Annotated in this window: 9 protein-coding genes; 5 read left to right on the top strand and 4 right to left on the bottom strand. The window is 67.6% G+C overall.

Annotated features, from left to right (window positions below):
- Positions 1 to 2: 2 nt before the first annotated feature.
- Positions 3 to 1,061: a C39 family peptidase gene (locus V6D00_03125; GenBank protein HEY9898154.1), complete on the bottom strand. Its 1,059-nt coding sequence runs from the start codon at positions 1,059 to 1,061 to the stop codon at positions 3 to 5.
- A 188-nt stretch (positions 1,062 to 1,249) separates the two neighbouring features.
- Here V6D00_03125 and V6D00_03120 point away from each other — a divergent pair, with 188 nt between their 5' ends.
- From V6D00_03120 to V6D00_03100, 5 genes are read left to right on the top strand one after another with little or no spacing between them, the layout of a single operon-like run.
- Positions 1,250 to 2,422 carry a GNAT family N-acetyltransferase gene (locus V6D00_03120; protein HEY9898153.1) on the top strand — a complete coding sequence of 391 codons (1,173 nt, stop codon included), beginning with the start codon at positions 1,250 to 1,252 and terminating at the stop codon, positions 2,420 to 2,422.
- Positions 2,419 to 3,756 (top strand): hypothetical protein, encoded by a 1,338-nt coding sequence (locus V6D00_03115; protein HEY9898152.1) that lies wholly within the window; start codon positions 2,419 to 2,421, stop codon positions 3,754 to 3,756. The genes V6D00_03120 and V6D00_03115 overlap by 4 nt, the downstream gene beginning before the upstream one ends.
- A 23-nt stretch (positions 3,757 to 3,779) precedes the next feature.
- The gene (locus V6D00_03110; GenBank protein ID HEY9898151.1) at positions 3,780 to 4,916 is read left to right on the top strand and encodes a hypothetical protein; all 1,137 of its coding nucleotides are present in this window, start codon (positions 3,780 to 3,782) and stop codon (positions 4,914 to 4,916) included.
- 9 nt (positions 4,917 to 4,925) lie between these two features.
- The gene (locus V6D00_03105; protein ID HEY9898150.1) at positions 4,926 to 7,649 is read left to right on the top strand and encodes an acyl-CoA reductase; all 2,724 of its coding nucleotides are present in this window, start codon (positions 4,926 to 4,928) and stop codon (positions 7,647 to 7,649) included.
- Positions 7,633 to 8,850, top strand: coding sequence for an MFS transporter (locus V6D00_03100; GenBank protein HEY9898149.1), 1,218 nt, complete (start codon positions 7,633 to 7,635; stop codon positions 8,848 to 8,850). The genes V6D00_03105 and V6D00_03100 overlap by 17 nt, the downstream gene beginning before the upstream one ends.
- A gap of 31 nt (positions 8,851 to 8,881) precedes the next feature.
- On the opposite strand, the gene V6D00_03095 is transcribed toward V6D00_03100, so the two are convergent.
- From V6D00_03095 to V6D00_03085, 3 genes are all read right to left on the bottom strand, one after another.
- Positions 8,882 to 9,496 carry a YceI family protein gene (locus V6D00_03095; protein ID HEY9898148.1) on the bottom strand — a complete coding sequence of 205 codons (615 nt, stop codon included), beginning with the start codon at positions 9,494 to 9,496 and terminating at the stop codon, positions 8,882 to 8,884.
- Between the two features lie 4 nt (positions 9,497 to 9,500).
- A complete protein-coding gene (locus tag V6D00_03090; GenBank protein HEY9898147.1) occupies positions 9,501 to 9,953 on the bottom strand; it encodes a helix-turn-helix domain-containing protein in 453 nt (150 codons plus the stop codon).
- Between the two features lie 130 nt (positions 9,954 to 10,083).
- Entirely contained in the window at positions 10,084 to 12,129 is a 2,046-nt protein-coding gene (locus tag V6D00_03085; protein ID HEY9898146.1) for a methyl-accepting chemotaxis protein, read from the bottom strand.
- Positions 12,130 to 12,279: the final 150 nt, after the last annotated feature.

The raw sequence follows: 12,279 nt of genomic DNA, 5'->3' as shown, positions 1-12,279 counted from the left end.
CGTTAGCGGTAGGCCGTCATTCCCACGTTCCAGTCCTGATAGCCCATGTAGCGCTGGAACTCGCCGACGGTGACGGCGATGTTGCCCTGCCGGGAGAGGGGATCGTTCAGGTAGACCTGCGAGCCGGTCATGCCGGTGACGAGCACGAAGTGGCCCCCGTCGAAAGGGGAGTACCGGTCGCTGCCGAACCGGCCGCCGTAGGCGACGGGGTTGCCGGCGACGATGACGGGCTTTCCGAGCATCACGGCGGTGCGGACGCTCTCGAGGCCGTAGGTCCGCTCGTGCTTCAACCCGAGGTTCTCCGCGCCGCGCTCCAGGTCCTCGAGGCTCGACAGGGCGTCGACCTCGTTGCCCATCATGGCGCGGCGGGTCTTGAGGATGAACTCCTGCGGGTCCTCGGGCGTGCCGATGAGCGGCGGGATCATGTCGTAGGCCTTGAGCACCATCGCGAGGCTCGCAGGGCCGCAGTTCTGGCTCCAGGCGGGCGCGCCGGGGTTCCACCGGGCGTCGAACATCTGGCTCAGGAAGAAGTCGTTGGGGTCCGCGTGGGCCAAGGGACGCGGCGGGGCGAGGGGATCCTCGCCCCCGAAGTCGTCGTCGGGCTCAGCCCGGGTGGGGACGACCGCGAGGGTGATCGAGCGCTTGCGGCCGGCGCGAAGGGTGATCTCCTCGCTTCCCTCCGCGATCAGGGCACCGCCGGGAGCGTGGACCTCCACGACGACCTGGACGGATCCCTCGCTTAGGTTCTCGAAGCTGAGCTTGAGCTTGTCGGCGCTCAGCGCGCCAATCGCGAAGGCCTTGTGGTCCAGGAGCATGTGATCGCGCAGCACGGAGACCGAGACCTGGTTGGTCTGCCAGTAGGTGCCGTCCTGGAACGCGGAGGCGGTCTTGATGGCATCGAGCTTGAGGCTTACCGAGAGGCTCGCCGCGTTCTCGGCATCCTGGGCGGTGTTCCAGGAGGTGCCCGCCATCGGAAGGTAGCTGCTCGCGGGCACGTAGACGCACGCGGGCAGGGCCACGGCGGCGGCGATGATGAGTGCTCGGGTCCAGCGACGGTGCATGCGGGGTCCTTCTGAAGCAGGCGATCGGGTCCCCCATGAGGGTACGGGACATGGAGCGATCAAACAACTTATACCCCGCATGTCACTCTCCCTCGCGCCGACTGGTACAACCATTCAGCCTTGGGTAAAATGGGGGACTTGCAGCGCCGTGACTGGTACAAGCATGCAGCCTTGGGTAAAATGGTGACATGGAACGGATGATTCCCCTAGAGGACGGCCGCGAAGTCGAGATGCGCCGGGCGACCCCCGACGACAGCCAGGCGATCTTCGCGCTCTACGACGATGTTTACCAGGGGGCGTACACCCTCGACGTGGTCAACCGCGAGGAGGACCGCGATCGCGCCCTGCTGGATCCCAACTGCTACTGGCTGATCAACATCTGCGAGGGCCGGGTGGTGGGCTCGGTCATCTTCGACGTGGACCCCGGCCAGCGCAACGGCAAGGTCTACGCGGCCGTGGTGCACCCCGACTTCCGCCGCCACGAGCTGATGTACGTGACCATCCAGAGCGGCATCAACGCCCTGATGCACCGCGATCGCCTGGTGGACGTCATCTACGCCACCACCCGCACCGCGAGCATCGGCCCGAGCAAGCTCCTCAAGAAGCTGGGCTTCGTCAGCCTCGGGATCTTCCCCAACGTTCACCGTCTGGCCGATTACGAGACCCACGGCCTCAACGCCATCTTCCACCCGCAGGCCTTCGCCAAGCGCAAGCGCCTGCCCAAGCTGATCCCCGAGGTCGAGGGCTTCTACCGGATCATCCGGCACACGTTCAACCTGGAGCCCTCGGAGATCATGCCTCAGCGCGACGTGCCGCGCCTGCGGATCGTGCGCGGGGACGCCGTCAAGCAGGCTTACGAGGCTTCCCAGGCGGCAGGCGAGCTGCTCTTCGACTTCTACCCCTTCCACACCCCCAACTTCCTCCTGCAGACCGAGGACGGTGCGGTGCGGGCCTACGTCAACTACGAGGGCAAGGACGGCCACGGGGTGATGGTCGGCCTCAAAGCGAGCGTGGCCGACCTCAAGATCGCGCTCGGTGCCGTGTTCGACGCTGCCCGAAAGGTGGGCGTTGAGTACCTGGAGATCCTGGTGGACGCCTACGAGCCGGAGATCCAGCGCGCGGCGCTCGCCGCTCAGTTCCTGCCCTGCGCCTACTTCCCCAGCATGGACGAGCACGAGGGCGAGCGGCGGGATTACCTGGTCTTCGCGCGCTCGACCCTGCCCCTCAACTTCTCGAACGTCCAGATGACCCCGCGCGATCGCCAGTTCCTCGACGTCTACCTCCAGAACACCGAGTACCGCAACCTGGTGGTCAAGATGCACTTCGCCGATCCGCAGGACGAAGGCGAGGCGCTGGTTTGATCGCGGACATCCCGCTCGAGGGCGTCGAGACCCTCGCCCCGGAGGTGCTCTCGGGCCTGCAGCGAAAGAAGCTCGCGGCGCTGCTCGCGCTCTCGCGCGCGAGCTCTCCTTTCTACCGCGACCACCTGAAGGGGATCGATCTCGACGGGGCCTGGACCCCGGAGGCCATCCCGGTCCTGACCAAGGAGCTGCTCGTCCAGAACTCGCCGCCGGTCAGCGACGCGCTGTTGACCGCGCCTTTGGCTGGTGCCTACGTCCTGCGCAGCGGCGGCACCACGGGCAGCCCCAAGTTCTCGGCCTTCAGCTACGACGAGTTCCGGCACGTGACCGATCTGTTCAAGCGCACCTACGGGGCCGCCGGCCTGCGCTCCACCGACTGGGTGGGCAACCTCTTCGTCGCGGGCAGCCTTTACTCGTCCTTCGTGTTCATCAACCGGGTGCTCGAGGAGATGAACTGCGTCAACTTCCCCTTCACGGGCAACGCGCCGGTCGAGACGGTCTCGCAGAACATGGGTCGCTTCGCCATCAACACCCTGATGGGCATCCCCTCGTGGGTGCTCGAGGTGGTCCAGAAGCTGCCCGACGAGGTCCTGCCCAGGATCGAGAAGATCTTCTACGGCGGCGAGCACCTCTACGTCGAGGAGCGCACCTGGCTTCACGATCGCCTGCCCAACCTCAAGGTCGTCGCCTCCGGCGGCTACGCGACGGTGGACACGGGCCTCATCGGCTTCCAGTGCCCCCACGCAGAGGGGGCCGTCCACCACGTCCACTCGGACCACGTCTATTTCGAGGTGGTCGACCCCGTGACCTACCAGCCGGTGAGCGAGGGCGAGGAGGGCCTCGTGCTCGTGACCGAGCTCGATCGCTTCTTGATGCCGACCATCCGCTACGCGGTGGGCGACATGGCCCGGATGGTGCCGGGGCCCTGCCCCTGCGGCCGGACCTTCCCGCGCTTCGAGCTCTTGGGCCGCAACGACGACCTGCGGATCGGGATCGCGACGGTGGCCTACGACGAGGTGATCCGGGCGGTCGCCGAGCTGAGCGAGCTGACCACCAACGTTCAGCTGGTCAAGGAGCGGGACCTGATGAAGGACCGCCTGACGGTCAAGGTCGAGGCGCGGCCGGGCTACACGGGCGATCGCGCGGATCTCGCCTGGCGCCTGCGCGCTGCCGTCCTGCGTCACAAGCCGGATCTCGCCAAGCTGATCCAGACCGGCCACGTGCTCGATCTGGGGGTGTCCGTCTTCGACCTGGGCGAGATCCCGCGGGTGCCCGTCACGGGCAAGGTGAAACGCACACTCGATCGCAGCTTGAACGGACTCGCCTCTTCCTGAAGAGGCCGCTAGCGAGGGAATCCATGCCGACCTTGACCGACACCCCCGCCCTTGACCGCTACATGGCCCTCTCGGGCATCTACGACGAAAGCCCCGCGCACGACGCGGCCTTCGTCGCGGCGCTCGCCGAGGCGCTCGAGTGGCACCTGGCGCATCACGGCCCCTACGCCGAGCTTTGCCGGCAGCAAGGCTTCTCCCTTTCGGACCTCGAGACCATCGAAGACGTGCCGAGGGTGCCGCACGTCTTCGTGAACGTCTTCAAGAAGTACGAGCTGCTGTCCATCGAGAAGGATCAAATCGCGCTCAACCTCACTTCCAGCGGCACCGGGGGCCAGAAGAGCCAGATCTTCTTCGACGCGGCGTCGCTCGCGCGCGGGCTCGGCATGGTGGATCTGGCCCACGAGGCCATGGGGCTGGTGCGGCAGGACCTTTTGACCAACTACCTGATCTTCGCCTACGACCCGAGCGAGGCCAAGAACGTGGGGACGGCCTACACCGACTCGAACATCACCAAGTACGCGCCGAAGAAGCGCTCGTATCACGCCCTGCGCTGGGACGAGGCGACCCAGGCCTTCGCCTTCCGCGAGGCCGAGGCCCTCGAAGTGCTGCAAGCCTACGCCGAAGAGGGCGCGCCGGTGCGGATCCTGGGATTTCCCGCCTTCCTGCACCGGATCGTGTCGCGGATGCGCGAGCTGAACATGCCCAAGCTCGACCTCGGGCCCGACTCCTACGTCCTGACCGGCGGCGGGTGGAAGAAGTCGGAAAGTGAGCGCATCGAGCCCGAGGCCTTCGTGGCCGAGGTCGAGGAATACCTGGGGATCCCGGCAGGAAACGTGCGCGACGGCTACGGCATGGTCGAGCACGGGGTGCCCTATCTCCAGTGCGAACACCATCGGTTCCACGTGCCGACCTTCGCCAGGGCCTACGTGCGGGACGTCGAGACGCTCGAGGTGCTGCCGTATGGAGAGGTGGGCTTCTTGAACCTGGTGACGCCCTACAACCTCGCGATGCCCGCCATGTCCTTGCTGACCAGCGATCTGGCCACTCTTCAGGGGGACTGCCCGTGCGGGCGCTCGATGCCGACCGTGACGATCATCGGGCGGGCCGGGACGCGCAAGAACAAGGGCTGCGCCATCTCGGCCAGCCAGCTTTTGAAGTAGGGGACTGCGATGCGTGAACACTACGTTTTCGGGCGAACGCTGAAAGGTGAGCTCACCGAACAGACGGTGCGCGACATCCTGGTCGAGGCCCAGGAGCGCAAGGAGCGCCTTTCGCGCGTTCCAATCGACCGCATCCTGAGCGTGTTCGACCGCGCGGCCAGGCTCTGGGCGGATCCCGCCTATGCCGGCTGCCAGGAGGTCATGCGGCGCATCCCCGAGCAGATCGGCTTCTCGAGCGAGATGGTCGCCCAGGAGCTCGGTAGCCTCAAGATGGCGCTCTCGCGCGCCTACCTCGAGCCCAAGATCCGCCTTGAACTCGGCTCGCTGGACGCCCTGGACATGTGGCAAGGGGGCAACGGGGCGGCCTTCAAGCGGGCGGTCCCGCGCGGGGTGGTCCTGCACGTCTCGAGCGGAAACGTCTTCACGGGCGGCATCCTCAGCATGATCGAGGGGGTCATCACCAAGAACGTGAACCTCCTCAAGGCCGCGAGCAAGGCGCCCCTCTTCCCCTTGCTCTTCGCCCGATCCCTCAAGGAGTGCGATCCTGACGGAGCGGTAGCCGACTCGATCGCCATCCTCTCGTGGTCAGGCGGCAAGAGCCGGCTCCACAAGGTCTTCCAGCAGCACTGCGACGGGATCGTGGTGTGGGGCGGCGAAGAGGTGGTCCGCGAGTACCGCGAGGGCCTCTCGCTCAAGGCCCACCTGGTCGAGTACGGCCCCAAGGTCTCGTTCGCCGCGATCGCCAAGGAGCGCCTCCTCCACCCCGAGGTGGCCATGGACATGGCGCGCTCGCTCGCCCTCTGGGACCAGAACGCCTGCTCAAGTCCTCAGGTCCTCTACCTCGAGGACCCCACCGAGGACGGCGCGCCCACCCGGGCCTTCGTCGCAAGCCTGCAGGACGCCCTCTCCACCGTGCAGCGCGAGCTGCCGCAGGGCCCGCTCACCATGCAGGAGCGCGCCGAGGTGACCAAGGAGCGCGAGATGGCGCGCTTCGACGCGGCCATGGGCACCGCCGAGCTGTACACGCCGGGCAACGCCCCCCACTGGACCGTCATCGTCGAGAAGGACCCCGCCTTCAAGCTCTCGCCCTTGTTCCGCACCCTCTACGTCAAGCGCCTGAACGATCTTTCCGAGCTGCCCGCTCACCTCGCGCCCTACGGCGACTCCCTCCAGACGGCGGGCGTCTCGATTCCGCCCGAGCGCCTTTTCGGGATCGCCGACAGGCTCCTGGCCGCGGGGGTCCTGCGCGTGACTCCGCTCGCCGAGATGAGCGGCGGGACGCCGGGCGAGCCGCACGACGGCCTGATCGCCCTAAACGAGCTGGTCAAGTGGGTCTCCATCGGCTTCAGCGAGGCGAACGATCGCTTCGACGGCGCCGAGTGGCTGGGGCCCGAGGAGCTGGACGCCCTCTCCTTCGGCCGCCGCCTGCGCCTCGTCTCCGAGCTCGCGCCCCGGGCGCCGTACCACCGGGATCGGCTCGAGGGCATCCGAGTCGCGTCGCCCGAGGACTGGGCGAAGGTGCCCCTGATGGAGCGGGACGACGTGGCCCTGCACACCCCGCCCGTCGGCGAGGGCCTGTTCACCCAAGCCCCCATGGGCGGCCATTTCCTGCGCAGCGGCGGGTCGAGCGCCTCGCCCAAGCTCTCGGTCTTCTCGTTCGAGGACTACGAGGACGACATGGCGCGCGCGGCGCGCGGGGCCTACGCGGTGGGTCTGCGCCGGGGCGATCGCGTGGCCAACCTCTTCTACTCGGGGGGCCTCTACGGCTCGTTCCTCTCGGTCAACCGGGCTCTCGAGATCGTCGGCTGCAACAGCTTCCCCTTCACCAGCTCGGTGCCGCCCGAGCAGATCCCCTACTTCCTGAGGGCCTACGGCATCGACACCCTGATGGGCCTGCCGTCCTGGCTCTTGCGGGTCTTCGACGCCATCAAGGCCGACCCCGAGGGGATCCGGATCCGCAAGGTCTTCTACACCGGCGAGCACCTCTACCCGAGCGAGCAGGAGTACCTGAAGCGCACCTTCGGCGTCGAGGTCATCGGCTCGATCGGCTACGGCACGGTGGACGCGGGCCCCATCGGCTTCCAGTGTCCCCACTCGAAGGGGGCCGAGCACCACATCCACGCCGACCACCAGTACGTGGAGCTGATCGACCGGCGCACCCGCGAGCCGGCAGGCCCGGGCGGCTTCGGCGAGGTGGTCGTGACCAACCTCAACCGGCGAATCATGCCGCTCATCCGGTACAAGATAGGGGATCTCGGCCGCTGGGTCGAAGGCGACTGCCCCTGCGGTCGCTCCATGCCGCGCCTGGAGCTGCTCGGGCGCAGCGACGACGTGGTGATCGTCGCGGGCCACGTCTTCCCCTACGCCGACTTCCAGCAGGCCGCGAGCACCGTCGAGGGCCTCAGCTCCATGATCCAGCTCGAGGCGAAGCTCGAAGGCCACCAGGACCACCTGGTGGTGCGGGCCGAGCTGGTGGGCGAGGATCCTGCCATCGACGTCTCCCTGCTTCAGGGCCTGCTGGCGACCGGGGTCTCTCGGAAGATCCCGCTGCTCGGCGAGGCGCTCGCCAACGGCCTGCTCGCGGATCTCAGGTTCGAGGTCCTGCCTGCCGGCGGCCTGCCGCGCCTGGAACGCACCGGCAAGGTCAAGCGGATCATCGACCAGCGGCTGGTCAAGCCCGGCCGGGCCGACCAGCGCCAGGAGGACAGGGACCGCGATGCCGGCGCCGTTTAGCCGCGACTTTCGCCTGCTCTGGTTCGGGCAGGCGGCCTCCCAGTTCGGCGATCGCGTCCACCAGCTCGCCATGGTCTGGTGGGTGCTCGACACCACCGGCTCGGCGGCCATGACCGGCGCCCTCATGGTGGCGACCAGCCTGCCGATGATCGTGGTCGGCCCCTTCGCCGGCGCGCTCGCGGATCGCATGGACCGGCGCCGGCTCATGCTCGCCTGCGACTGGGCGCGCGCCATTTTGGTGACGGGGATGGCCGCCCTCGCCTACTTCCACCTGCTGCCCCTGCCGCTCCTGTTCTTCCTGGCGGTCCTGCTCTCCTGCATCGGGGCGGCCTTCACCCCGGCGGGGCTCGCCATCGTGCCGGAGGTGGTCGAGCAGGACGCGCTGCTCAAGGCCAACTCGGCTTTGGAGCTGACCACCCAGATGGCCGCCATCCTGGGGCCCGCCCTTGGCGGTCTTCTGGTGGCCGCGACCGGGGCGCCCTCGGCGTTCCTCTTGAACGCGGCGACCTTCACGGTGTCGGGCGTCGCCCTGATGGCGATGAGCCGGCGCTCGCACGTCGTGCCGCCGCAGGGAGAGTCGTACTGGGAGACCCTCAAAGGAGGCGCCCGGACCCTTTCGGAGCGCCCCGCGATCGCCTCGCTGCTCGGGGCCTTCGCGGTGGCGAACCTCTTCCTGGCGCCCATCCCCGTCCTGCTGCCGGTCTTTGCCAGGGATGTCTTCCGGGCGGGGGCGAGCGGGCTCGGCATGCTAGAGGGGGCGCTCGGCGTCGGCATGATCGCAGCGGCGCTGGTCCTGGTGAAGCGTGGCGACGTGGGGCGGAAGATCGCGCTCATCGCGGGGTCGTTCGTGCTGCAAGGGGCGTGTCTCGCCCTGATGGGGCTTATGCCTCAGTTCGTAGGCTTCCTCGGGGGGCTCTTCATCCTGGGGGCCGCCCTGAGCGCGCTCAACATCGTGACGCTCGCGGCCTTCCAGCGCGCCGTGCCCGTCGAGCAGATGGGGCGCTTCATGGGCCTGCTCACCGCGGTGGTCCTGGGGGTGATGCCGGCGTCATACGCGCTGGTCGGGGTCCTCGCGGCCCGCGTGCCGCCAAGCGCCATCTTCACCGCATCCGGGGTGATGCTCGCCCTGGTGGGGGCGCTGCTGCCTCTGCTGCCGGGCGTTCGCGGCTTCGAAACCATGAGCGAGGCACCGGCCGCGTGATTCGGCCGGCGCCTCGTTCGGCGCTTTTGAGCTACTTCGCTTCGACTTCCCGCGCAATCAGCGACACCCGGATCGTGAGGGCGTCGGGTGCCCGCTTGAACACCAGGCCGACCACCGGCGGCTCGATTCCGAAATCCGAGAAGCGCAGCGGCGCCTCCCCTTGGATCCGCACCCTGTCACCGCTCACCTGATAGTCGAGGGGCATCCGCAGCGCGTGATCTCGTCCTCGGACGCTGAGCGTTCCCGTCGCGGTGACCCGGCCCTTTTCGCGCCCGGCGTCGAAACCCTCCAGTCGATCGAGGACGAACCGGATCGAGGGGGTCCGCGGGACGCCGAGGATCTCCGCGACGTGCTCGTCGCGCACCCTCAGGCCCGAGTCGAAGTCGCTCGCGTCGGCTTGCGCCCAGCAAGTGGCCTGGTTGGGAGCAACCAGGACGATCTCGCCCTTCACCCTGCGATTGGCGCCCGCGATGGCGTCGTCGATGAGCCCGACGATCTTCGCGGTCACGTGGTACGACACCTGGCTCCCCTCTTCTATGGCGAAGCGGCGCTCGAAGGGCGCCGCCGAGGCGGGAAGACCTTTCGGGCCGAAGAGCCCGAACAGGGCACAAGCGATGCCGAGGGCCTGGATGAAGGAACGTTTCATTCGGTTACTCCTTTGCAGGGGTGGGACGATGTAGCCGCTCGACGATCGCCTCGAGAACGTGTAAGGTCGCCTGCAGCGCCTCGCTGGGCAGGTCCGCGGCCAGGTCCTCAGCCCGTTTCATCCAGAGCTTCTCCGCTGCATCGTAGGTCTGAGCCCCCCGCGCGGAGAGGGCGTAGAGTGGCGAGCGCGCGTGAAGGGGATTCTTGCGCTGGACGAGCAGCCCGTCCTTCACGAGGAGGTTGAGCTGCTTTTGCGCCCCCTGGCGGGTCACGCCCATCGCCGCCGCTATCTGCGGCGCGCTCAGAGCCCCCGAGGAGAGGGCGACCGCGCCCAGTACCTGCCACCGCGCGCTGGTGAGGTTCAGCGGGGCCACGAGCGCATCGCCTGCTTCGAGCAGGCGACCATTCGCCCGGAAGATGGCGAGCGTGACCTGGGTCAAGGCGGCGGGGCTTGTCATGGGGATCCTCCAAGTCGGGGCTGTATTGACAACTAGTTTTCATTAATGGAAGCCAGTTGTCAATAAGGTCTTCGCCAAGCAAAGCGGCCCCCTGCCGGTTGAGCAAGGGGGCCGCTTTGCTTGGCGAGGGTTAGGTGAGGAGCCGTTCGGCGCTGCGCGCGATCCCGATCTCCAGGAACCGCTCGGCTTGACCGGTCTTGAAGAAGGCCATCGCCTCTTGGAGCCTCGTGGCTTGTAGCTTGAGGTCGTCGGCGGTCCGGGCGACCTGCTCGGTGGCGGCCGCAGATTCCTGTGCGCTGCGGCTCTGCTGCTCCACGGCCGCGACCACCTGCGCGCAGCCCGTGCGCTGCTCGCCCGTCGCGTAGGTCACGGTCTGGGTGGCCTGGTTCATCTCGGCGACGGCATCGCCCAGGTGGCGGTTGATGCCCCCCATCTGCTCGGCGCTCGCGACGATCTGCGCGCTGGCGCGGGTCTGCTCGTCCGTGGCGCTCGCGACCTGGCGCATGAGCGCGTTCACCTCGCCCGCCGCGGCCTTGAGCTGGCGCAGGACGTCACCGGTGACCGTGGCCAGCTCGACCCCCTCTTTTGCCTGCTCGCTCCCCTGGAGGCTCACCTCGGCGGCTTGCTTGGTTTCCGCCTGCACCCCCTTGATGAGCGTGCCGATCTCCTGGGTGGCATGGGCGCAGCGCTCTGCGAGCTTGCGCACCTCGTCGGCGACCACCGCGAAGCCGCGGCCCGCCTCGCCGGCGCGCGCCGCCTCGATGGCGGCGTTGAGCGCCAGGAGATTGGTCTGCTCGGCGATGTCGTCGATCACCTCGATGATGCGGCCGATCTCCCCCGAGCGCTCTTGCAGGTGCCGAACGGAGTTCTGGATCGCCGTCATGGTGTCGGCGACGGTGGTGATCCCCCCGATGGTCTGGGCGACGGCCGATTCGCCGTCGTTCGCGGCCTTGGCGGCACGATCGGAGACCTGGCTTGCATGGGCGACGTTGCCGGCGACTTGCTGGATGCTCGCCGCGAGCTCGGCGATCGCCCTGCTCGTCTCGCTGACGGCGTCGCCGAGCTGGTGAGACTCGCCTTCCAGCTGCTTGACCTTCTCGAGCACCACCTGGGCGCTCTGGTCCACCGCGCGGATGCTTGCGGTCATCTCCACGATGGTGGCGGAGGTCTCCTCGGAGCTCGCCGCCTGCTGCGAGACCGTCGCGCTCAGCTCGGAGCTCGAGCCGCTGAGCTGCTCGGCCCCGGTCCCGACGGACTCCGAAGCGGCGCGGACCCGCCCGACGATGGTGCGCAGGTTCGCGATCATCTTGGAGATGGCGACCCCGAACTGGTCGCGCTCGCTCTTGGGGGTGACGGTGCGGGTGAAGTCGCCGTGGCTCATCCCCTCGGCCACCGAGGCCACTTCCTCGAGATAGGCGGTCATCCGCGTGAAGGTGCGCGCCATGTCGCCGAACTCGTCGTGGCTCGTCACGTCCAGCCGCTGGTCCAGCTCGCCGCGCGAGATCCCCTCGGCGGCATCCCCGATGCGCTTGACGCTGACGGTGATCTGACGCGAGTGCCACAGCCCGAGGGCCATGCCGATCACCATGACCAGCGCGATGGCCCAAAGGCTGTTTTGCCGGGAGGCCTTCAGCACCTCCTCGGCGTGCTGCGAGGCACCGAGCACGCCTTGCTCGTTGGCGACGATCAGCTGGTTGACCTCGTCCTTGATCCCCTGGTAGTGGGGGATGGTCTTTGCCTGGGCGTGGCGCACCGCCTCGGCCTTGTTGCCCGTCTGGCTGATCTGGAGGGTCCGATCCAGCAGGACCAGGTAAGCGCCGTATTCCGCTTCGATGCGCGAGAAGAGCGCGCGATCCGCCGGTTGCGAGAGGGTCGGGCGGTAGCGATCGAAGGCCTGGGTCACCAGCCCTCGGCGCTGGACGATTTCCTGCTCGACCTTTTCGAGGGCGTCGGGGTTCGTCTCGAAGAGGTGTCGGTTCAGCAGGCGCTGGAGGTTGGAGATGTTGGTGTCGATCTTGCCCGCCGCAGCGGTCGCCGGCAACCAGCTCCCGGTCAGCTCGTTCATCGTCCGGTTCACGCTCTGCAACTGGGTGATGGTGACGATCCCCGAGATCAGAACCAGCAGCGCGATCGCCAGGAAGCTGCCGATCAGCTTTTTCCCCACCGTCAGTCTCATGTTCTCTCCTTACGTTGTGCCGGCTTAAGCCGCATGGCTAGCGGATTTGCGACGTGATTTACCAATCCGGAATGAGAAATACTTCAAAAAGTTTGGTAAAAAATGATAACACTTATTTAAGAAGGCTGCTTCCTGCCACGCCGTGAGCCT

The organism is Pantanalinema sp., assembly GCA_036704125.1.
Classification (GTDB): domain Bacteria; phylum Cyanobacteriota; class Sericytochromatia; order S15B-MN24; family UBA4093; genus JAGIBK01.
Note: the sequence above shows the minus strand (reverse complement) of the source record. Positions and strands in the feature narration are given on the sequence as shown.

Bases quoted from the DNA above. Each gene is read 5' to 3' on its own strand.
- V6D00_03095 (HEY9898148.1), bottom strand. From the start codon at position 9,496: ATGAAACGTTCCTTCATCCAGGCCCTCGGCATCGCTTGTGCCCTGTTC.
- V6D00_03090 (HEY9898147.1), bottom strand. From the start codon at position 9,953: ATGACAAGCCCCGCCGCCTTGACCCAGGTCACGCTCGCCATCTTCCGG.
- V6D00_03125 (HEY9898154.1), bottom strand. From the start codon at position 1,061: ATGCACCGTCGCTGGACCCGAGCACTCATCATCGCCGCCGCCGTGGCC.
- V6D00_03110 (HEY9898151.1), top strand. From the start codon at position 3,780: ATGCCGACCTTGACCGACACCCCCGCCCTTGACCGCTACATGGCCCTC.
- V6D00_03085 (HEY9898146.1), bottom strand. From the start codon at position 12,129: ATGAGACTGACGGTGGGGAAAAAGCTGATCGGCAGCTTCCTGGCGATC.
- V6D00_03100 (HEY9898149.1), top strand. From the start codon at position 7,633: ATGCCGGCGCCGTTTAGCCGCGACTTTCGCCTGCTCTGGTTCGGGCAG.
- V6D00_03105 (HEY9898150.1), top strand. From the start codon at position 4,926: ATGCGTGAACACTACGTTTTCGGGCGAACGCTGAAAGGTGAGCTCACC.
- V6D00_03120 (HEY9898153.1), top strand. From the start codon at position 1,250: ATGGAACGGATGATTCCCCTAGAGGACGGCCGCGAAGTCGAGATGCGC.